Origin of the sequence: Blautia sp. MB18-30 (genome assembly GCF_023669475.1) — a bacterium.
Taxonomy (GTDB): domain Bacteria; phylum Bacillota; class Clostridia; order Lachnospirales; family Lachnospiraceae; genus Blautia_A; species Blautia_A fusiformis.
In genome coordinates this window covers 19,268-41,713 of the sequence record NZ_JAMOYY010000001.1, presented here as the reverse complement: position 1 = coordinate 41,713, position 22,446 = coordinate 19,268, and the positions used below count along the sequence as shown (strand labels likewise).

The 22,446-nt window shown below is 45.3% G+C and carries 20 protein-coding genes; 14 read left to right on the top strand and 6 right to left on the bottom strand.

Features of this window, described 5'->3' with window-relative positions:
- The first annotated feature begins 1 nt into the window (after nt 1).
- A complete protein-coding gene (dnaB, locus tag NCY57_RS00170) occupies nt 2-1,330 on the top strand; it encodes a replicative DNA helicase (RefSeq protein ID WP_015527183.1) in 1,329 nt (442 codons plus the stop codon).
- Nucleotides 1,331-1,556: 226 nt separating this feature from the next.
- The gene (locus NCY57_RS00165; RefSeq protein ID WP_022426424.1) at nt 1,557-2,126 is read left to right on the top strand and encodes a MerR family transcriptional regulator; all 570 of its coding nucleotides are present in this window, start codon (nt 1,557-1,559) and stop codon (nt 2,124-2,126) included.
- 46 nt (nt 2,127-2,172) lie between these two features.
- Here the strand turns inward: NCY57_RS00165 and NCY57_RS00160 are convergent, their stop codons facing one another.
- Nucleotides 2,173-2,343: a DUF362 domain-containing protein gene (locus tag NCY57_RS00160; RefSeq protein WP_015527180.1), complete on the bottom strand. Its 171-nt coding sequence runs from the start codon at nt 2,341-2,343 to the stop codon at nt 2,173-2,175.
- A 208-nt stretch (nt 2,344-2,551) separates the two neighbouring features.
- Here NCY57_RS00160 and NCY57_RS00155 point away from each other — a divergent pair, with 208 nt between their 5' ends.
- Complete coding sequence (locus NCY57_RS00155; RefSeq protein ID WP_015527179.1) at nt 2,552-2,752, top strand: DUF1858 domain-containing protein; 201 nt, start codon at nt 2,552-2,554, stop codon at nt 2,750-2,752.
- Nucleotides 2,753-2,858: 106 nt separating this feature from the next.
- On the opposite strand, the gene NCY57_RS00150 is transcribed toward NCY57_RS00155, so the two are convergent.
- A complete protein-coding gene (locus NCY57_RS00150; protein ID WP_021651393.1) occupies nt 2,859-3,626 on the bottom strand; it encodes an adaptor protein MecA in 768 nt (255 codons plus the stop codon).
- A 360-nt stretch (nt 3,627-3,986) separates the two neighbouring features.
- Here NCY57_RS00150 and NCY57_RS00145 point away from each other — a divergent pair, with 360 nt between their 5' ends.
- The 10 genes from NCY57_RS00145 (at nt 3,987) to NCY57_RS00100 (ending at nt 14,695) form a co-directional block, all read left to right on the top strand.
- Nucleotides 3,987-4,256 (top strand): hypothetical protein, encoded by a 270-nt coding sequence (locus NCY57_RS00145; protein WP_021651392.1) that lies wholly within the window; start codon nt 3,987-3,989, stop codon nt 4,254-4,256.
- Nucleotides 4,257-4,441: 185 nt separating this feature from the next.
- Entirely contained in the window at nt 4,442-6,091 is a 1,650-nt protein-coding gene (locus tag NCY57_RS00140; RefSeq protein ID WP_250789311.1) for a glycosyl hydrolase family 18 protein, read from the top strand.
- 85 nt (nt 6,092-6,176) lie between these two features.
- Nucleotides 6,177-6,896 (top strand): N-acetylmuramoyl-L-alanine amidase, encoded by a 720-nt coding sequence (locus tag NCY57_RS00135; protein ID WP_044961495.1) that lies wholly within the window; start codon nt 6,177-6,179, stop codon nt 6,894-6,896.
- Nucleotides 6,897-6,965: 69 nt separating this feature from the next.
- Entirely contained in the window at nt 6,966-8,963 is a 1,998-nt protein-coding gene (locus tag NCY57_RS00130) for a hypothetical protein (protein ID WP_021651389.1), read from the top strand.
- Nucleotides 8,953-9,663: a glycosyltransferase family 2 protein gene (locus NCY57_RS00125; RefSeq protein ID WP_021651388.1), complete on the top strand. Its 711-nt coding sequence runs from the start codon at nt 8,953-8,955 to the stop codon at nt 9,661-9,663. The genes NCY57_RS00130 and NCY57_RS00125 overlap by 11 nt, the downstream gene beginning before the upstream one ends.
- Before the next feature lie 18 nt (nt 9,664-9,681).
- Nucleotides 9,682-11,940 carry a DUF2298 domain-containing protein gene (locus tag NCY57_RS00120; RefSeq protein ID WP_250789310.1) on the top strand — a complete coding sequence of 753 codons (2,259 nt, stop codon included), beginning with the start codon at nt 9,682-9,684 and terminating at the stop codon, nt 11,938-11,940.
- Between the two features lie 136 nt (nt 11,941-12,076).
- Nucleotides 12,077-12,658, top strand: coding sequence for an HD domain-containing protein (locus NCY57_RS00115; protein WP_015527168.1), 582 nt, complete (start codon nt 12,077-12,079; stop codon nt 12,656-12,658).
- A 12-nt stretch (nt 12,659-12,670) separates the two neighbouring features.
- Nucleotides 12,671-13,753, top strand: a complete 1,083-nt coding sequence (locus NCY57_RS00110; RefSeq protein WP_059086902.1) for an L-threonylcarbamoyladenylate synthase — start codon at nt 12,671-12,673, stop codon at nt 13,751-13,753.
- Nucleotides 13,734-14,162, top strand: a complete 429-nt coding sequence (gene rpiB, locus NCY57_RS00105; protein WP_015527166.1) for a ribose 5-phosphate isomerase B — start codon at nt 13,734-13,736, stop codon at nt 14,160-14,162. The genes NCY57_RS00110 and rpiB overlap by 20 nt, the downstream gene beginning before the upstream one ends.
- Before the next feature lie 38 nt (nt 14,163-14,200).
- Entirely contained in the window at nt 14,201-14,695 is a 495-nt protein-coding gene (locus NCY57_RS00100; protein ID WP_015527165.1) for a deoxycytidylate deaminase, read from the top strand.
- 86 nt (nt 14,696-14,781) lie between these two features.
- Here the strand turns inward: NCY57_RS00100 and NCY57_RS00095 are convergent, their stop codons facing one another.
- Together NCY57_RS00095 and NCY57_RS00090 are read right to left on the bottom strand one after the other, a co-directional pair.
- On the bottom strand, nt 14,782-17,466 hold the full coding sequence (locus NCY57_RS00095; protein WP_250789308.1) for a sensor histidine kinase: 2,685 nt from the start codon (nt 17,464-17,466) through the stop codon (nt 14,782-14,784).
- Nucleotides 17,467-17,508: 42 nt separating this feature from the next.
- Nucleotides 17,509-18,210, bottom strand: coding sequence for a response regulator transcription factor (locus NCY57_RS00090; RefSeq protein ID WP_173758382.1), 702 nt, complete (start codon nt 18,208-18,210; stop codon nt 17,509-17,511).
- A 236-nt stretch (nt 18,211-18,446) separates the two neighbouring features.
- Here NCY57_RS00090 and NCY57_RS00085 point away from each other — a divergent pair, with 236 nt between their 5' ends.
- Nucleotides 18,447-19,382: a radical SAM protein gene (locus NCY57_RS00085; protein WP_227589023.1), complete on the top strand. Its 936-nt coding sequence runs from the start codon at nt 18,447-18,449 to the stop codon at nt 19,380-19,382.
- A 182-nt stretch (nt 19,383-19,564) separates the two neighbouring features.
- Here the strand turns inward: NCY57_RS00085 and NCY57_RS00080 are convergent, their stop codons facing one another.
- Nucleotides 19,565-21,004 (bottom strand): TrkH family potassium uptake protein, encoded by a 1,440-nt coding sequence (locus tag NCY57_RS00080; protein ID WP_250789305.1) that lies wholly within the window; start codon nt 21,002-21,004, stop codon nt 19,565-19,567.
- A gap of 12 nt (nt 21,005-21,016) precedes the next feature.
- Nucleotides 21,017-22,375, bottom strand: coding sequence for a Trk system potassium transporter TrkA (gene trkA / locus NCY57_RS00075; RefSeq protein WP_022426054.1), 1,359 nt, complete (start codon nt 22,373-22,375; stop codon nt 21,017-21,019).
- Nucleotides 22,376-22,446: the final 71 nt, after the last annotated feature.

Here is a 22,446-nt window from a genome sequence, read left to right as displayed (position 1 = left end):
AATGGAAGAAGCACTGATCAAGAGGATTCTGCCTCACAGTATTGAGGCAGAGCAGTCAGTGATCGGATCCATGATCCTGGATCGTGATGCGATCCTGGTGGCTTCCGAGATCCTGACCAGTGATGATTTTTATCAAAAACAATACGGCATCATTTTTGATGCCATGGTGGAGCTCTGTAATGAAGGACAGCCGGTAGATCTGATCACTCTGCAGAATCGTCTCAAGGAGAAAGAGCTTCCGCCGGACATCAGCAGTATGGAATATGTCCGTGATCTGATCGCAGCAGTTCCTACATCAGCCAATGTGAAATACTATGCCAATATCGTAAGCGAAAAGGCAGTTCTCCGTCGGCTGATACGGACTACGGAAGAAGTTGCCAATGCCTGTTATCTGGAAAAGGACAGTACGGAAACCATACTTGAGGAATCCGAGAAAAAGCTGTTTAATATTTTGCAGAGAACAAATGGCAGCGATTATGTGCCGATCCAGCAGGTTGTGTTGAATGCAGTCAGCAATATTGAGAAGGCTTCCAAGCTGAAGGGCTCCGTTACCGGGATCCCGACCGGATTTGTGGATCTGGATTATAAGACTTCCGGTATGCACGCATCCGATCTTGTACTGATCGCAGCTCGACCTTCCATGGGAAAAACTGCCTTTGTATTGAATATTGCCCAGTATATGGCGTTTCGTAAAGATGTGACCGTGGCTATTTTCAGTCTGGAGATGTCCAAGGAGCAGCTGGTAAACCGTCTTCTTGCTATGGAATCTCACGTGGATTCCCAGAATCTCCGTACCGGAAATCTGAAAGATGAGGACTGGACGAAGCTGGTAGAAGGAGCGGATATTATCGGTGGCTCCAATCTTATTATTGATGATACACCTGGAATTTCCATTGCGGAGCTTCGTTCCAAATGCAGAAAATATAAGCTTGAGCATAATCTGGGGATCATCATGATCGATTATCTTCAGCTGATGAGCGGAAGTGGAAAATCGGATTCCAGACAGCAGGAAATTTCAGATATTTCACGATCGCTGAAAGCGTTGGCAAGAGAGATCGATGTACCGGTAATTGCGTTATCACAGCTTAGCCGTGCAGTGGAACAGAGACCGGATCACAGGCCGATGCTCTCGGATCTTCGAGAGTCCGGAGCTATTGAGCAGGATGCGGATGTGGTCATGTTTATCTATCGAGATGATTATTATCACAAAGATACCGAGAAGAAAGACATTGCGGAAATTATCATAGCCAAGCAGAGAAACGGCCCGATCGGAACTGTGGAGCTGGTATGGCTGCCGAGATATACCCAGTTTGTAAATATGAAAAAATAGAGCCGTGCAGACGGTAAATGAAAGGCTGTCAGGATGAAAGCTCATAGTTATCCTGATGGCCTTTTGTATTTTTGTCTGTGTGATCGTGGAGTTCGGGATGCTATGGATATAGGCAAAGAGTCATATTTGGTAAAATTATGTCAACCGATTATTCTTGCTATTTCCTGATCTCAGGGGTTATACTGTAGACAGCAGCAGTGAATCTCTATATAAGGGGGCGTTCACAATGGAAAAAAGATATACAGTCAGACAGGCCGTAACACTGACCGGAGTGAAATCTTATGTCCTGCGTTACTGGGAGGAAGAACTGGAGCTTCGGATCGGACGCAATGAACTGGGACATCGCTATTATACACCGTTTGATATCCAGCTTTTTCTTAAAATAAATGAGCTGAAAAGTAAAGGACTTCAGTTGAAAGCAATCCGTACACTGATCCCACCGGAGGCAAGAAAGGCAGATACACCGGATTTTTCAGAATCTGGTATCAGGATCCTGGATGGAGAAGCTGTTGAGCTTGAAGATATTCCAATGAAAAAAACGGGATCTGAAAAGGAGTTCATGGAAAAAACGGAATCCGGGAATACAGAGAAGTGTGGAGCAGATAACGATAAGATACTGGAGTTTCAGGAAATCATGGAACGCCTGATCCGTGAGGAAATGCAGAGAAAGAAAGAAGGAGAGTACCGGTGTCGTTCTCTGGATGAAGCGATCCGCAGGCAGCAGCAGGCAAGAAGAGAAGCGGCAGCTTCCTGTGAGGGAAAAAAGAATAAAAAAAACAGAAAAGGCTGCCGGTAAACCGGCAGCCTCATTCATTATAGCAGCTTATCAAGCTAATGATGCATTACTCAGCAGAGATAGCACCAACTGGACAGGCCTCAGCGCATGTTCCGCAGTCAACACAAGCGTCTGCGTCGATTACATAATGCTCGTCTCCCTGAGAAATAGCCTCGTTCGGGCACTCACCCTCACATGTTCCACAGCTAACGCACTCGTCAGAAATTACATATGCCATAATTGATATCCTCCTTTTAAATTGTGTATTATATGTATCCCCTACCAGGGATTCTATTCCCATTCTAATATATCTGCATAAAGAATACAAGTATAAATTTATAAACAAAACTGAAAATTCGTAACCCGTTGATTCCATTCCGGATTCGTATTATAATAGCAGAACGGAATGAAAATATTTCGATAAAACAGTAAAGGAGAATACAATCATGGCAAAAGTTACAAAGAGCATGCTGATCGGAGAACTGCTCACTGTAGACCCGAATATCGCACCGATCCTGATGAGAGCAGGAATGCATTGTCTTGGCTGCCCGTCTTCACAGATGGAATCTCTGGAAGAAGCAGCAATGGTCCATGGCTTGGACGCAGATGTCCTCGTAGCTCAGATCAATGATTTTCTTGGTGAGTAATAAACAGAAGTTTTTTTGCTGAAACAAAAGGACCGCTGTCGGGAAATGCAGATCATATGGATCGCATTCCGACAGCGGTTTGTTTGTCTGTAGGATATTTGGTTTGTCAGATATTCAGAAGCTTCTGAAGTGCATGATCAGCGATCAGTGCACAGTGCTCTCTGAGGTAGGCTTCACCGGCTGGTGTGAATGCACGGCCGATGCCATACTCGGAAAGGATATTGCAGACCTTGTTAAATTCTTCTGGTGTACAGTCTGACTGATGAAGTACCAGCTGATAGACACCGTCTTCTCCTTCACGATAGAGAGTATTATCACCGGTAAAGAAACCATTCATACCATGAGATGCGGCAATAACATCATCCAGCCCCGGGAAAGAGTACAGGCGTATAAGCTTTACAGAACTCTCAGCCGGCTGCTGTGATGCATCCGGAGTTTCTGTTGCCTGAGAGGCGGAAGTTTCCGCCCTTTTTTCTTCCGGTTTCTGTGAAAGATCCTTAAGCTTGGATTCACAGAGCTTCTGGAAGATATCGATGATATTGTCAGCGCCATCGATCTCTACGGTATCGGAAGGTTTGTTGCCCTTGAAGGGTGCAAATTTGGAAAAACGTGTATCCAGTTCTTCAGGATCTTCCACTTTAGTGATAATGAGGATAATACTTTCGGCATTGACAGGAATAGCCTCAATCATCAGAGGAATATTATCTGCTTCAAAACCAAATTGTATCTGTGCCTGCTGCATCATATCACGAAAGAGACGTTTGGCTTTTTCGGTACCGTATGCAAGTTCGCTGATACGGATCTGATGACTGTCCAGATCTTCTTTCGTCAGGGTACAGCGGATCTGATTTTCATTGATTTTTTCTATTTTCATATGATCACATCCTATAGGTAAATAAATTTAATCTTTTACATACTGTATTATATAACAGTTATACACAAGATGTAAAGATGTAGAAACCGGAGAAAAAAGAAAATTTCTGATTCTTTTATAAAAGACTTGCATCTGAAGGGAAATCAGGTATAATGAAAAGCAGAAAAGCTGTCTCCTCCCGGAAGCAAGAAGACAGTAACGATAACTTAAAGTCATATTTTTCTGAAGATAAGGATTCTGTGTGAAATTCATCGGCGAGTCTGTCGGTACACAGAGAAATTTCCCCCCATTTTATTATTTATATTTTATTACAAGTATCATCCTAACAGGGAAGGTGCAGCTTTTCGAGAACCATTGCTGGTGTTTTCTGAAAATCTAACCAGGAAAGGAGGTCGGGATACGCCAAATATATCACAGGAAAAAAAGAAATCCGCAAAACCCCTTCGAAGGGAACTGGAGCTTTATCGTGAGAACGGAGTTTCTCTTTATCTCAATGGAGCACCAAGCACTCCGAAAAAAATCGCAAAAGCCTGTCAGATTGCGGAAAACGGGGTCTATATGCGGGATTATACGGAAGATGAAGACGGCCATATCGCCTGTGTAAGCTTTGATCTTATTCGCAAAGAATGACCGTACATAAGAAAAAACGGTTCCCCGGATAACGATCATCCCCTGCACTCATGCATACCATGCGGGGAACCGAAATTCTAAAGAAATTGTGAAAAATTATTAAAAGTCGATTTTTATAACGAAATGTAGACAAGATATGTTATAATAAAGCAAATTATGACATTTTATACCGAAAGGAAAAAAACATGATAAAAAAACACATACCGGTCCTTGTGGTAGGTCTGCTGATCGTTCTGGTCGCTCTTGCCGGAGGGACTGTTTACGGGATCAATAAGCTTATACCAAGCAGGAAACAAATGGATCTGACAGAATACTACGGCCAGAATGCAGACGGTGAGGCTGCGTTGATACTTGGAACTGAGAAACTGGAAGAGAAGGCACTTATCTCAGGAGAAGATGTATATCTTCCGCTGGATGTAGTGAACGGATATTTGAATCAGAGATATTACTGGGATAGCGAAAACAAGAAGATACTGTATGCAACACCATCCAGTCTCACAGAGGAACCGGCTTCAGATAAGGCAGACGGAAACGTGTGGCTGAAGGATGACACGGTTTATCTGAAACTGGATTATGTAAAAAAGTATACAGATATCGATTCTTATATAGAGCAGGATCCTGCAAGGATTGCGATACAATACAAATTTACCAATGTGGAGACCGTGACCACGAAGAAAGATACCGTGATCCGTTACCGGGGCGGGATCAAGGCGCCGATCCTTTCCAAACTGGCGAAGAATACAGTTCTCCGGCTGATGAATGAAGGAGAGGACTGGGATCAGGTGGCAACCGATGACGGTTACATCGGTTATATTCAGAAGAAAAAAGTAAGTGCTGTGGATACAACGGATTATGAAAGGGATTTTAAAACAGAGTCCTATACATATCTTACCATGGATGAACCGGTGAACCTGGCATGGCACCAGGTTACCAGCACAGATGCAAACAGCTATTTCGCAGATGCGGTACAGAATATGACAGGCGTGAATGTGATCTCTCCAACCTGGTTTTCTGTAACAGATAACTCCGGAAATATTTCAAGTCTTGCATCTGGGGAGTATGTGATGCAGGCACATGAAAAAGGACTGAAGGTATGGGGATTGGTGGATAATTTTAATGAGAACATGAATACCAAAGAAGTTCTTTCAAAAACCAGTTCAAGGCAGAATCTGGAGAATCGGCTGATCACTTATGCACTGAAAGTAGGAATGGATGGAATCAATGTTGATTTTGAATCTTTGAGCGAAGGAGTAGGAATCCATTTCCTTCAGTTTTTAAGAGAGCTTTCTATCCAGTGTCACGCCAATAATTTGGTACTGTCTGTAGATAATCCGGTTCCGGAAGATTTTACCAGTCATTATGACCGTGCGGAGCAGGGCAAGGTTGTGGATTATGTGATCATTATGGGCTATGATGAGCATTACGTAGGCTCCGATGCCGGTTCTGTGGCATCTCTGCCATGGGTAGAACAGGGGGTTAAGGATACGCTTTCAGAAGTAGCGGCTCAACGGACGATTCTTGCGATTCCGTTCTACACAAGGCTCTGGAAGACTACAGATGGCGGTGCACTGACAAGTGAGGCCATCGGTATGGATCAGGCACAGCAGACGATCAGTGATAACGGAGCAGAAACATACTGGGACAAGAAGACAAGTCAGAATTATGGAACCTATGAAGGGGAAGGTGCCACATACCAGATCTGGCTGGAGGACTCTAAGTCTATTGCGGAAAAGGTTAAACTGATCAAAAAATACAAACTGGCAGGTGTGGCAGAGTGGAAGCTTGGATTCGAGAACAGCGGGATCTGGAGCGTGATCACAGAAAACCTGTCATAAACAGAAGAAAACATTGTGATCTTCACAATGCTAAAAACACTCCCGGCAACATATATTAAAATAAATATGCCGGGGGTGTTTTGCGTTGAAAAAACATTTCATAGAATTGGCAATGGCAGTTCTTATGCTGGTCTGTTTTTATATTCTGTCATGGGAAGCGGCAGAAACTGCAGGCAGACTTATAGATGTATCCGGAAATATAAAAGCAGATCAGGTGATCCTGGTGGATGCCGGTCATGGCGGTGTGGATTCCGGAATGGTGGGAATCGGTGGACTGAAGGAAAAAGGAATCAATCTGGATATTGCCATGAAGCTAAAAACGATCCTGGAAAAAAAAGGCCTTGCCGTAGTAATGACCCGGGAAGAAGATAAAGGTCTTTATGAAAATGGTACAAAAAATATGAAAGCACAGGATCTGCAGAATCGTATTGAACAGATCCGGAAATATGAACCGGTGCTTTCTGTGAGTATCCATCAGAACAGCTACAGTGATCCCGGAGTAAAAGGCCCGCAGGTATTTTATTATGAGGATTCGGAAGGCGGAAAAGAACTGGCACTTGCGATCCAGGAAAACATGAACCGGAAGCTTTCCATTGCACGGCCGCGGGTGGCAAAAGGAAACAGAACCTATTATCTTCTGAAGAGAAGTCCGGGTGTGATCAATATCGTAGAATGTGGATTTCTTACAAATCCGGAGGAAGCCGCCCTGCTTCAGACAGAGAAGTATCAGAGAAAGGTAGCAGAGGCTGTGGCTGATGGAATCGTTACATATCTGAAAAAACAGAAGGAAAACGAAAATAATTGAAAAAAATGTGAATAGCCTTTTCATAGGAAGGTGATTCTGCTATACTTTACGTGAATTAAGGAGAATCCTATGCTTGGAATCATTTATCTTATATTATGTATGTTAACAGGAATGGAAATGGCAGGATGTCTGTTTCCGCGTCAAACAACTGAAAGAGGAAACAGGATATGGGTGGTCCTGCCGGCAGCGTTTGGGATGGGAATCCTGATGCTGACCTGGGCAGTCTATATTCTTTCCTGGATGTTCAGCATATGCGCGGGGGTAGAGCATCCTCTTTTTTATGGAAATCTGATCGTATTTCTGGTAGATATCCTGTTGCTTTCGGGAATCTTTCGGTGGAAAAAGAAAAAACAGCAAAAAATGTTTGTGATATCCGAACGGATGATCAGCAGAAAATGGATCCTGAAAAAAGAGCTTCTGCTTTTTGGCATTTTGACGGTTTTTGTGACCTGGATGATGTTTTACGTTTTCCATATGAAAGACGGCATTCTGTACTCCGGCTTTTCGGTATACGGAGATTATGCACCCCACACGGCAATGATGCGATCTTTTTCAAGGGGAAATAATTTTCCTACCCAGTATCCGCATTATGGCGGGCAGGATGTGAAATATCATTTTATGTTCCAGTTCCTTGTGGGAAATCTGGAGTATCTGGGCCTTCGTCTTGATCTGGGATATAATCTGGTAAGCATCCTGTCTCTGGCGGGATTTCTTATGGTGCTTTACGGGATCAGCTACCGGATGTTCAAAAGCTTCTGGGCAGGGGCAGCTGCCATTGTTTTCTTTTTTTTCCGCAGCGGAATAGCGTTCTGGCGTTATCTGTGGGAACATCTTCAGGCGGGGGACCTTGTACGGACTCTGGAAGAAAATACGGCGTTTATCGGTTATACTACCAATGAAAACTGGGGATTATGGAATTTCAATGTATATCTGAACCAGCGTCATCTGGCTTTCGGCCTTCTGATGGCAGCTGTAGCGGTATGGACCTTTATGGATTGGGTGGAAGCCGGATGCAGTCACAAGGAGCAGGGATTTTTGTGGGTCCGTAACCGTTTTTTTACAAAAAAAGCCTGGATCTGCAGAAATGTGGATACGGCGATCCTTCTGGGACTGTTTCTGGGATTAACTGCCTTCTGGAACGGAGCTGCGCTGATCGGCGGCCTTCTGATCCTTGCCGGACTGGCAGTGTTTTCTGACGGTAAGCTGGATTATGTGATCTGTGCCGGACTGGCAGTGCTTTTTTCGGAACTGCAGTCGAAGATCTTTGTGTCGGGAAGTGTTATGAGTCCATCCTTTTATTGGGGCTTTCTGGCAGACAATAAAAGCATTTCCGGTGTACTCTGGTATCTGGTGGAGATCAGTGGATTTTTCTTTGTGGGAATGATCGTGGCAGCAGTATTTCTGAAGAGAGGTCAGCGGGCAGTGCTGATGGGCTGTTTGCTTCCAATGGCATTTGCATTTCTGGTATCTCTGACTCCGGACATCAATGTCAATCATAAATATGTGATGATTTCCTATGCCTTTGTGACAGTTTTCTGGGGATGGATCGTAAGATGTGTTTTCCTTGCAGGGAAAAACAGCTGGAAGAAATGGGCCGGTCGCGCAGCGGCAGCGGTCCTTTGTATCTGTCTTAGTGCAACGGGGATCTATGATTACGTGATCATCTTAAGAGACAACGATTCTGCACACAGGATGACTGTAAATATGGAAAGCAGCCTGACGGACTGGCTCAGTGCAAATCTTAAGAAAAATGATCTTCTGCTGACACCGGAATATACCATGAACGAGGTTACCATGTCCGGTGCCATGCTGTATTGCGGATGGCCTTATTATGCATGGTCTGCAGGGTACGATACGGGCTATCGTGCCGGCCAGGCAGTGCTCATATATACCACGGATGATCCGGAGCTACTGAAAGCTGCCGTAAAACAGGAAAAGATCACATATATCCTGTTTGAGGAGGATATGGAATTTGAACAGCAGGAATGTCGTGAGGATATCATCAGGGAGACATATCCACTGGTGTATACCTCAGAGGATGGGAGAATAAGAATCTATGAAACATGACAGCTTATATATCATTATGCCGGCATATAATGAAGAAAAAAATATCGGGACCGTGATCGAGCAATGGTATCCGGTAGTGGAGAGGATCGGCGGGGACAGCCGCCTGGTGATCCTGAATGATGGCAGCAAAGATGCTACCTACAAAAAAATACAGAATTATCAGAAAAATTATGACCGTCTTATAGGAATCGATAAACCGAATGAAGGACATGGAGGAACAATCCTTCGGGGATATCGTTACGCAGTAGAAAAAGGTGCCGATTATATTTTTCAGACGGATTCAGACGGTCAGACACTTCCGGAGGAATTCTGGCAGTTCTGGGAAAAACGTCAAAAGTGTGGGCTTCTTATCGGCTACCGGCAGAAAAGAGAGGACGGGCTTTCCAGGGTTTTTGTGACAAGAGTATTGCGACTTGTGCTTTTCCTTATTTTTGGAACCTGGGTAAAAGATGCAAATACGCCATATCGGCTGATGGATGGAAAACAGCTCGCCAAAGTACTGAAGCGTATCCCAAGCGGATTTTTCCTTTCCAATGTGCTGATGACCGTGATCTATGAAAAACATCATCTTTATGTGGAATATATCCCCATCACATTCCGACCGAGACAGGCCGGAAAAAACTCTATCAACATGAAACGGATCATAAAGATCGGAAGACAGGCATTTGCGGACTTTATCCGTCTGCGGGGCAGGATCTGATACAGGAGGGACAGAAGGATGAAAAAAAAGATCAGAGAATTATTTCCGGAGCTGACTGCAGCAGTGCTCCTGACAGTACTTTCTGCGTATCTCCTGGGAGGAGATGTATGGACATTCTGGACCTGGTGGCTGCTTGCGCTGTTTATGGGAATGGTGGCAATGCCGGTCACAGGAAGGCTTTTTGGTGGTTTTGAAGACCGGGGCTGGCTTTTTTCAAAGGTACTTGCCATTGCGGTTACCGGATTTCTCACCTGGCTTCTGGTAGCGGTGGAAATCCTTTCTTTTACAGCAGCAGTGTGTGTAGGAGTATCTGTGGCTGTTGGCATTTTATGTGCTGTACTTTTTCATGTTCAGCTGAAGCATGGCATTGAATGTTATCCGTCAGGAAAGATGCAGTTGATCTTTCGGGAGGAGCTTCTGTTCTTTGGGATCTTTCTGCTGTGGACTTATCTGGCAGGATTCCGGCCGCAGGCATATGGAACAGAGAAATTTATGGATTATGGCTTCATGGAGGCCATGATGCGGAGCAAAACTCTTCCTGCACGTGATCTCTGGTATTCACAGGGAACCATCAATTATTACTATGGCGGGCAGTATTTTGCAGTATTTCTTACGAAGCTTACAGGAAGCAGAGTGGAAGTGACTTATAATCTGATGCGTACCTTTGTGGCAGCGTTTGCCTTTGTGTATCCGTTTTCCCTGGTCCGTCAGATGACGAAGGACAGGCTGTATGGACGACTGGATGGAAAGAAGAAATATATTCCTTCACTAGCAGGAGTTACTGCAGGTATTGCAGTATCTATCGCGGGAAATGTACATTATATCGTCTACCGTTGTGTACTGCCGCTGATCCGGAAGATACAGGGAGTGGCAGAAACAGCCAGCTACTGGTTCCCGGATGCAACTCGTTACATAGGGTATAATCCGGTGAATGACAGTGATAAGACCATACATGAATTCCCATGCTATTCCTTTGTTCTGGGAGATCTTCATGCCCATGTGGTAAATGTGATGTTTGTGACATTTCTGGTGGGAATGCTCTATGCATGGCTGAAAATGATCCGAAAAAGAGGGCCTGAGCCTGAAAAACAGGAACGCAGTGTTTTCTGGCTGAGACAGCTTCTGATGCCGCATATCCTTTTGGCGTCCGTTTTTCTTGGCATGTTCCAGTGGACCAATTACTGGGATTTTGTGATCTATTTTGTAGTGACCGGTGGAGTTGTCCTGATCGCAAATATCATACGATTTGAGGGAAAGATAATCAGGATCCTGGCAGTGACGATCGTACAGGCAGTGGAGATCATAGGTCTCTCTTATCTGGTGATCCTGCCCTTTACATTGAAATTTGATACGATGGTACAGGGGGTGGCACTGGCACAGCATCATTCACTGTGGTATCAGCTTCTGATCCTCTGGGGACTTCCGGTGCTCCTTACTGTTTTGCTGATCCTGTCTGTTATCACAGAAAAAATGAAGGGACTGAAGCATAAAAGTCTTTACAGGCTGCTGGAGGCGATCACAGTTCCGGATCTTTTTGCAGTGATCATGGGCTTATGTGCTATCGGACTGGTTTTGATCCCGGAGCTTGTATATGTGCGGGATATTTATGAAAATGGAAATGCCAGAGCCAATACTATGTTCAAGCTGACGTATCAGGCATATATACTTTTCGGAATGACAATGGGATATGGGATTTATCGTATGCTGGTGATATCCAGACAGAAGATCATCCGGATCCTTTCAGGTGTGGGGCTTTTTGTACTGCTCTGGACCGTGGGCTATTTCGGAAATGCCGTGCATTCCTGGTTTGGGGATGTCTGGAAGGTTTCGGAGTATCAAGGACTGGATGCAACTACATTTCTTGAGCAGGATTTTCCTCAGGATGCGTCGGCGATCCGCTGGCTGAAGCAGAATATCAAGGGCTCTCCTGTGGTGCTCGAGGCTAACGGGGACAGCTATACCGGATATGAGAGAGTTTCTGCATCTACGGGGCTTCCGACCGTACTGGGATGGTATGTGCATGAATGGCTCTGGAGAAATAATGTACCTGACCTCAATGAAAAAAGTGCGGACATCCAGACTATTTATACATCTACAGATGCAGAGACGGTAAAAAAACTGATCAGCCGTTATGATATTTCCTATATCTTTGTAGGAGGACAGGAAAAAGAAAAATACGGAACAGAGCTTAATGACCGTGTTCTTCAGAGTCTGGGAAGCATTGTCTTTGAAGATGATATGTCAGGAACCTACATTGTGAAAGTGGAGCAGGATTGACATTTTTTCCATAATAACGCTATAATGTAACTATTATGTAGCTATCTGTTAACGGATATGCTCAGCAGGAGATTTCTGCTGAGCAGTATACAGAAAAAAGTGACAGTTGCAGGATGGCAGCAGAGAGGAGGATATTATGAACAGAATCGACAGACTTTATATGGAAATGATCCATTATTATCAGGGGGATCCGAAGCATATCCAGCATTTTGTGAAGGTGCATGATCTTTCAAGGCTGATCGGCCAGAGTGAGGGTCTGGATGAAGATACGATGCATGTTCTGGAAGCTGCGGCTCTCGTTCATGATATCGGGATCAAAGTCGGTATGGAAAAATACGGACGCTCTGATGGAAAGACGCAGGAAGCAGAAGGTCCGGCAGCTGCCAGAGAGATGCTTACCGCACTGGGCTTTCAGGAGAGGGTGATCCGCAGAGTGGAATATCTGGTAGGACATCATCATACCTATAAGGATATTGACGGGCTGGATTATCAGATCCTTGTGGAAGCTGATTTTCTGGTTAATTATTTTGAAGATGGACTGGATAAAGAACATATAAAGAAAAGTGCAGAGAAGATCTTTAAAACAGAAACAGGTAAAAAAATAGTAAAAGACATGTTTTTCCCGGAGACTTTTCAGAAATCCGAAACCTGGGCACAGGATGCCCTTCAGGATCTGGAAGATTTTATTGAAGAGCAGGGGATTTATATCAGACAGTAAATGGAGCGTAAAATGAAAGCAGAAATAGCAGTTATGACAGCGGAGAATATAGACAGAAAGGCAATTGCCAGAGGTGGCGAGATTCTGAAAAACGGCGGGCTTGTGGCATTTCCCACAGAGACTGTATACGGCCTTGGAGGAAATGCCCTGGATCCGAAAGCATCGATGAAGATCTATGCAGCCAAGGGAAGACCTTCGGACAATCCGCTGATCGTACATATCGCAGATATCCGTGACCTGGATAAGATCGTTACGGAGGTTCCTGAAAAAGCCAGAATACTGGCTGAGAAATACTGGCCGGGTCCACTGACAATGATCCTTCCCAAGGCAGATATCGTGCCAAAGGAAACAACCGGAGGACTGGACAGTGTGGCAGTACGTTTTCCAAGTGATCCTATCGCACAGGAGCTGATCCTTGCGGCTGGCGGATATGTGGCAGCGCCAAGTGCCAATACTTCCGGAAGACCAAGTCCTACGACAGCGGGACATGTGGCAGAGGATCTGGGAGAAGCCATTGATATGATCATTGATGGAGGACAGGTAAATATCGGTCTGGAATCTACGATCGTAGATTTTACAGAAGACATACCGGTAGTCCTGCGGCCGGGATATATTTCCCTGGAAATGCTCCGGGAAACACTTGGAGATGTAAGGATGGATAAGGGGCTGATCAAACCGGACAGCAAAGTCCATCCAAAAGCACCGGGAATGAAATACCGTCATTATGCACCAAAGGCAGATCTTGCCATTGTGGAGGGGGCCACAGAGGGTGTGATCGCGGAGATCGAAAAAAGAGCTGGAGAGGCTGAGGAGAAGGGACTGACGGTGGGGATCATCGCAACAGATGAAACAAAAGGCCGATATTCACATGGAATCGTAAAGAGTATCGGAAGCCGGGAGCAGGAAGAAACGATCGCGCATCATCTGTACGAGGTCCTGCGTGATTTTGACAGCTGTAATGTAAGTGCCATTTATTCAGAGGCATTTTTTACACCAAGAATGGGACAGGCGATCATGAACCGCTTACTGAAAGCGGCTGGTCATAAAATTATCAACGTTGAGGAGGAGAAAGAAAATGATAGCACTGGGATGTGATCATGGCGGCTATGAGCTGATGCAGGAGGTAAAGAAGCATCTGGAAGAGAGAGGACTGGAGTACAAAGATTTTGGATGCAATGGTCCGGAATCTGTAGACTATCCTGTTTATGGAAAGAAAGTAGCACAGGCAATCGTAGACGGTGAGTGTGAGAAAGGAATCCTGATCTGCGGAACAGGTATCGGAATTTCCATCACTGCTAATAAATTCAAGGGAATCCGTGCTGCACTTTGTACAGATTGCTTTACTGCAGAGGCAACAAGACTTCATAACGATGCCAACATTCTGGCCATGGGCGGTCGTGTAGTAGGACCGGGACTTGCTCTGAAGATCGTGGATACATTCCTGGATACACCATTTTCCGGGGATGAGCGTCATATCAGAAGGATCAACATGATCGAGGATTGATCGATCAGTAAGAAACCAATAGAAAAAGAGGATTCTGTATGGATAAAAAAGGACAGAAACGACAGGGATATCTTTCCTGGGATGAGTATTTTATGGGTGTTGCCATGCTTTCCGGCATGCGTTCCAAGGATCCGCATTCACAGGTTGGTGCCTGTATCGTAAGTGAAGATAACAAGATCCTGTCAATGGGGTACAATGGATTTCCAAAGGGATGCTCCGATGATGAGTTTCCCTGGGGAAGAGAAGGAGATCCGCTGGATACCAAATATCTTTATGTGACACACAGTGAGCTCAATGCCATCCTGAACTACCGGGGAGGAAGTCTGGAAGGTGCCAAGCTTTATGTGTCCCTGTTTCCCTGCAACGAATGTGCCAAGGCTATTATCCAGGCAGGGATCAGGACTATCGTATACGACTGTGATAAATATGCAGATACTCCGTCGGTGATCGCATCCAAAAAAATGCTGGATGCAGCCGGAGTCCGGTATTATAAATATAACCGGACAGACCGTGAGATCACCATTAAAGTGTAAAAGAGAACAAAAATAAGAGAAAAACAGCAGCCTGGCTCCTGATTTATCATATCATCAGGGCTTCCGCTGCTGTTTTTTATGAATGGTTAAGAATGTGCTTCGGAATGAGAATCTTCCGGTGCGGATAAGGCTGTGGGAGAGATCTTTTGTGGAAAACTTAAGCAGACTTTGAAAAGGTCACCGTCCAGATAAAGTTTAAAGGTGCCACCTTGAAGCTGGGTAAGGCTCTGTGCGATGGATAATCCAAGTCCGCTGCCTTCTGTATTTCTGGCAACATCGCCACGGATGAAACGTTCGGTCAGTTCTTCAGCCGGAATGTTCAGAGGCTGTGCGGAAATATTTTTCAGGGTAAAGATGACTTGATCTTTTTCCAGAAGAACTTCTGCATAGACTCTTGTATTCTCCATGGCATATTTCAGAATATTGCCGAAAAGATTTTCAAGGATACGCCACATCCGTCTGCCATCGGCATAGATTATGGCAGGAGAATCAGGCAGATGTGTCATTAGGGTCAGATGTCTGTTTTCCATCCGTTCTTCGAATTCCCCCATCACCTGGTAAAGCATTTCCACAAAGTTCAGTTCCGTCATTTCCAGAGAAAGATTTCCGGTACTGGCTTTGGAAGCTTCCACTACATCTTCGGTCAGACTTTTCAGACGATGTGCCTTTGAGTCCAGGATCTCAAGATATTTCAGTGCTTCCGGATCTTTGAGGTTCAGCCTTTTCAGCAGATCAATGTAATTGATGATGGAAGTCAGTGGCGTTTTCAGATCATGGGAGACATTGGTGATCAATTCGGTTTTCATACGCTCATCTTTGAGGCTTTTTTCCACGGCAGCGTCCAGCCCATCACCAATGCGGTTGATATACTGTGCCATTGCTTTCTGATCACCACGGAGTTCCTTTTCCGGGATCTTGTAAGTGAGCTCTCCATCGGTGATCCGTTTCAGGCCATCAAGGAGGAGTTCCCGTCCAAGAGCAATTTTGTAGACGCAGAAAAGCGCACCCAGATCCAGAAGGAATAGAAGCAAAAACATCAGGAACCATCCATCAGATGCCGCGAGCAGGGCACTGAAGAAAAATTCAAGGAATAGAAATACGCCAAGTCCCACTACCATGCGGATTCTGCTGATGGTATTCCTGGAGAAAAAATCGATCAGTTTACCGGCTTTGCAAAGACACAGACGGGGAAGCTTCAGACATTTGCGAAGCAGGCTGTTTTTCCACAGGGTGTGCGCTTTGATCCTGCGGACCAGACTTAAATAGCCGATCCAGAACAGGCACGTGATCAGGAAAATCGTGATACCCAGGATGATCAGGGAGGAGACAAGGTTATAGGTGGAAGCTTGCATGCTCAGTCCTGCAGTCAATACACCAAGTGCCGGGATACACACAAGTCCGGCTGCTACTTCCGTATAGATCCTGTCAAAAAAGTTCAGTTCTGGTTGAGCCGTGTCTGTGTTACCGCTATCGGAATTTCTTCGTCCGGTGTGGACAGTAAGCCAGATAAAATCTATGATAAAGAGCAGAAAACTGATCACGGTGATCACAGCAGCCGGGATAAATAAAGTACGGTAAGTCAGGAAATGCTGTCTGTCAGTTTTAATGGAATCCTGTACAGGAAGGCTGGTATCATCGATCCAGGCAAGAAAACTGCAGTTTTCATCGTATGTGGAATTTCGAAGGAGATCGATCCAGTTTCCTACAGAAGAGTTTGCAGCAGCGGAAAGGTTCAGATTCATAAGACCATTCCGGGCATTTTTCTCATCTGTGGCAGCTTCGTTGACACTTAGAAACACGTAAGGCTTTTTGTCTGAAAAACCGGAAATATCAGTCAGGTCGGAAGTATAGGCTGCATCTGTATTTGTGAAGATTTTCTGTGAGGTGTTATCCGTATAGGCATAATGGATATTGGAATTATCGCTGTTGTACGCATCCAGTGTCTGAGCAGCTTCTGTCCAGCTGGAAAAAAGATCCCGGGCATTATCCAGCTGCTCAAAGGCATCGGTCAGGTTCCCTTTGAAATTCCTGGTTTTGGATGAGGTGGAATTCATGTAATCCAGGAGGCTGTCGTAACCTTCCGGTGCACAGGGGATTTCAAGGATCGGAGTGAGCATATTTGCCACATCTGTGTAAACCACATTTCCGTTTTTGTCTGTGATGTTTTTCAGAGGTTCCTGTGACTGGATGCCGCCGTCTGCATATTCGGCGCTCAGAGAGGAAAGAATACGCTCAGTCCAGTCTTTCTGGGAAATTCCCTCGTATTTCAGGACACCGGAGTTGGCATTTAGCTGCAGGGTTCCGTCTTCCAAAGCCTTTTTGAAATCGGAATAGTACATATATTTTGTTTCACCCTCCGGGGTGGTAAGGCCCAGGACGATCCAGTCATCATTGGAATGGATCGTCTGTGAGCTCCATTCCCTAAGATCATTGAAGGAATAGGCTAGTCCGGAGGTGTTTTTGAAGGAGAGAGAATCTCCGTTATAAAGCTCTCCGAGATCAATGTATGCATCTTCGTCTGTTTTATCCAGGATTTCCTTGGCTGAGATTCCGGACAGGATTGTGGAAGCTTTTGAGTAAAAGCTGTCAGCAAAGGCAGAGGTCTGGAAATAATCCTTTGTTTTAAGATCCTCGGCAGAGTCCATCTGTATACCTGCCTGGATCACCAGTGCCGCTGAAAAGACCATGATCAGAGGCAGGATAAGGGCAAGGACAAGAGCAGGAATGCGCATAAATGAACGGTTTTTTCCCGTATGTTTATTTTTATTCATAATACCCCTTTCTGAAGTACAGATACTTCATGGCCGGCTGGCTCACCGGCTCAGTTTTTCGATTTTATAACCCAGGCCCCAGACAACTTTCAGATAGCGGGGATCCCTGGGGTTGATCTCAATCTTTTCGCGAATGTGACGGACGTGGACGGCTACCGTGTTATCCGCGGCCAGAGCATCTTCATTCCAGATGCTCTCGTAGATCTGCGTGGTGGAAAAAACATGTCCGGGATTTTTCATGAGAAGAAGCAGGATATTATATTCGATGGGCGTCATCCGTACCGCTTCTCCATCTACCAGCACCTCTTTTTTGTCATCGTTTACCGTAAGACCTCCGGTTGTGTAGATGTGTTCTGATGCTGCCGGTGCAGCGGAGCCAAGCTGTGTGTACCGGCGCAGCTGGGATTTTACCCTGGCGATCAGCTCCAGAGGATTGAAAGGTTTGGTGATATAGTCATCTGCACCGATGTTAAGGCCAAGGATTTTGTCCGTGTCTTCAGATTTTGCGGACAGGATGATGATGGGCAGAGGATTGCTTTCCCGGATCTTGACCGTTGCCCGGATTCCGTCGAGACGGGGCATCATCACATCGATGATCAGCAGATCTACAGTTTCGCTGTTCAGGATATCCAGTGCTTCCTGTCCGTCATAGGCTTTCAGAATGTGATAGCCTTCCTGCGTAAGATAGATTTCGATAGCTTCCACGATGTCTTTGTCGTCATCGCAAACAAGTATGTTAGCCACTTTTTTGTACCTCCCTGATGTTATTAGAATAGCAGCCGGAAATTAAGACGAAAGGGGTAAATTCTTAAGATTCCATGAAATCCATTGTACTATATTAAGGATATAGTGTAAACAGAGAAAGCCTTGTTGGCAGCAGACGTGATGTGCTAAACTAGTACTAGATAACAGAAAATAACGATATTGGAAGAAAGATCAGGAGAAAAGTGAAAGTGGAGAATGAAAATAAAATCAGCAGTATGGCAGGGAGCGCGCACTGTACGGAAGAAATTATGTCAGCTTGTGCTCTTTGTCCAAGAGAATGCCTGGCAGACCGGGGTGCAGGGAAAAAAGGCTTCTGTGGCATGGATGAGAGAATTTATCTGGCAAGAGCGGCGCTTCATATGTGGGAGGAACCATGCATTTCTGGAACAAAAGGCTCCGGGGCAGTGTTCTTTTCCGGGTGCGGACTGCGTTGCTGTTTCTGCCAGAATCATGATATTGCCATCGGGAGCAGGGGACGGGCTGTAAGTGTGGAACGGCTTGGAGAGATTTTTCTGGAACTGAAGGAAAAAGGAGCTGCAAACATCAATCTGGTAACAGGTGCACATTATGTACCGCAGATCATAGAGGCACTGGATATGGCCCGGAGGAAGGGCCTGGATATTCCGGTGGTGTATAATTCCAGCGGGTATGAAAAAACAGAAACCCTGAAGCTTCTGGAAGGATATGTGGACATTTATCTTCCGGATCTGAAATATCTGGATCCGGAGCTTGCACAGAAATTTTCTTATGCGCCGGATTATGTGCAGGCTGCAAAGGCTGCAATTGGAGAGATGGTGCGTCAGACCGGGAAATGTGAGTTTGGAGAGGATGGATACATCCGGAAAGGAACCATTGTCCGTCATCTGATCCTGCCGGGACATACAGGAAATTCCATAAAGGCTCTGAGGTATCTTCATGAAACCTATGGGGAAGATATTTATATCAGTATTATGAATCAGTATACGCCGGTGAGAAAATTTGTGGAATTTAAGGAATTAAACCGGAAAGTTACAAAAAGAGAGTATGAAAAAGTTCTGGATGCTGCTGTGGATATGGGGATTCAGAATGGATTTATCCAGGAAGGAGAAACTGCTTCAGAAAGCTTTATTCCGGATTTCGATTATGAGGGAGTGGAAAAAAATACTCCATAAATGGAAGGAGGCCGGTACTTTCGTACCGGCGCGTATGAAAAAGAAAAATATTATAGAAAGTTCATCACCTTCTATGACTTATAATATACAGTAAAAATGTGAAGAAAGTGTGTCTAACATTTGAAATAAATGTGAAAAGAACAATTTATGCCACAAACATAGCAAAATATGACGAATATTTATCAGAATTTCTTCCAGGTTTCACGAAGGAAAAGGATCAGGATCGGAAATAGCTCCAGTCGGCCGGCCAGCATATCGAAAGAAAGGACCAGCTTGGACAGCGGAGAAAAGATCCCGAAGTTTCCGGTAGGACCGATCAGGGAAAGACCGGGACCCACATTGTTTAAAGTGGTGACTACGGCTGTGAAATTTGTTACAAGATCAAATTCATCAAAACTGATGATAAAGATAGATGCAGCCACGATCATCAGATAAACGATCATATAAATATTGGTGGCACGCATAACTTCGTGAGACACCGCTTTTCCGTCCATTTTGATCTTTTTTACTGCATTGGGATGCAGATAAAGATGCAGTTCCTTGCGGACGGATTTTGCAAGAAGCAGAAGACGGGAAATCTTGATTCCGCCGCCTGTACTGCCAGCACAGGCACCACAGAAGGTAAGCAGTACCAGAATCGTTCTGGATACCGCAGGCCACTGGTTAAAATCCGTAGTGGCATAACCGGTGGTGGTGATAATAGAACTAACCTGGAAAAATGCCTGTTGAAGTGCTTCCCACACATTGTCAAACAGATGCCGGACGTTGAAAGTGATCATCAGGGCAGAGGCGATGATCACAAAGAAGTAGCAGCGGACCTCTTCAGATTTCAATGCCTGAGAAAACTTCCTGGTGAGAAGAAGAAAATAGACATTGAAGTTTACGCCAAACAGGATCATAAAGATAGTGATGACGATCTGAATATATAAGCTGTAACTTCCCATACTGTCGGATTTGATTCCGAACCCACCGGTTCCGGCAGTTCCAAATGCTGCACAGAGACTGTCGTAAAGAGGCATCCCCCCAAGAAGCAGGAGGATGATCAGTGCAACAGTGAGTGCAATGTAGATCTTGTACAGGATCTTGGCAGTTGACTGGACTTTTGGAAGAAGCTTTCCTACGGAAGGACCGGGGCTTTCTGCCTTCATAAGGTTCATATGATAGCCACCTGCAAGCGGAAGCAGTGTCAGGATAAATACCAGAACACCCATACCACCGATCCAGTGGGAAAAACATCTCCAGATATTGATGCTGTAAGGCATCTGTGATGGATCGGAGAGAATACTGGAACCGGTTGTAGTGAAACCGGAAACAATCTCAAAAAAAGCATCAATGGGATTCGGGATAGCCCCGCTGAGCACAAACGGCACAGCACCGACAATACTGAGGACGATCCAGCTTAAAGCAGTAGTCACAAGGCCTTCACGGGCGTAAAACGCTTTCTTGGACGGTTTGCGGCTGACCAGAGGAACACCGATGGCCAGACATGCCAGGATCGTGATCAGGAAGGCAATACCGGATTTTTCGCGGTAGATAAGGGCAGTGATACCGGGAACCAGCATACAGACAGCCTCCACATTCATGATCCATCCCAGGATATAAATAATAATCGAATAATTCATTTGTCAGTACCTCTATTTTTCAAGTATATCTGTGATGTCGCGAAGCCCCTTGTGAGTGGTTACGATGATCACGGTATCTCCCACCTGGATCATATCCTGACCACGGGGAATGCGGATGCGGCCGTTGCGGTTCAGGCATCCCACCAGAAGATTTTTGCGGAGATTCAGCTCTGCAAGAGGGATATAAGTTACGGCAGATTCCTCACGGATCGCAAATTCCAGTGCTTCTGCATTGCCATCCAGAATATGATAAAGGGTTTCTACATTGCTGCCGATGCTGTTCTGAGTGGCGCGGACATACTGCAGGATATAATCAGCAGTGATATTTTTCGGGTAGATGACACTTCCGATATCCAGGGAGTCGATGACATCATCAAATTCCAGACGGTTGACCTTGGCAACCAGCTTGGCATCGGAGATGCTTTTGGCAAAGAGGGCAAGAAATACATTCTCCTCATCCAGATTCGTCAGAGTGACAAAGGATTCGGACTCGGAAAGTCCTTCTTCGAGAAGAAGAGAACGGTTCGTTCCGTCACCATTGATGATAGTTGCATCCGGAAGCAGTTCGCTTAAGTGCTCGCAGCGATTTTTGTTCTGCTCGATGATCTTGACACTGATCTTCATATCCAGAAGTGCATGGGCAAGATAATAGGAAATGGTTCCGCCACCTACGATAATACAGTTTTTGACCTGATTGGTCTTGAGACCGATCTTACGGAAAAATGCCGCTGCATTAAGCGGAGAGGCCAGAATGGAAACCATATCTCCGTCGTGTATAATGTGATCACCACCAGGAATGGATACATTGTCACGGCTTTCAATCGCGCAGACCAGAATATCACTTCGGAAAGCATCTGAGATCTGGGAAACGCTCATTCCGTCCAGCTTGAATTCCGGGAGAACTTTAAACTTGAGAAGTTCTACACGGCCACGTGCAAAGGTGTCGATCTTGATCGCAGATGGAAAACGGAGAAGCCGTGAAATTTCCTGGGCAGCGGCAAACTCCGGGTTAATGATCATGGTAACACCAAGACGTTCTTTGATGAATCCGATTTCTTTTTCATAAATGGGGTTACGGACGCGGGCGATGGTCTGACAGTGGTTGGCCTTCTGCGCGATCAGACAGCAGAGAAGGTTCAGCTCGTCAGAAGCGGTAACTGCGATCAGGATATCTGCAGTATCAACACCTGCCTCCATTAAAGTATTGATGCTGGCACCATTACCGACGATTCCCATAGCGTCGATATTTTCGCAGAGATCATTGATCTTGTCGGCAATAACGTCGACAAGAGTGATATCAATATCCTCTGCCTGAAGCTGCTCTGCAAGATTTCTACCGACTTTTCCGCAGCCTACAATAATTACCTGCATAATTTCCTCCTTCAATAGCCGGTCAGGGCTACAAATCATAAGTAAAAGCGCCCATCCGTGTAAAGATAGGC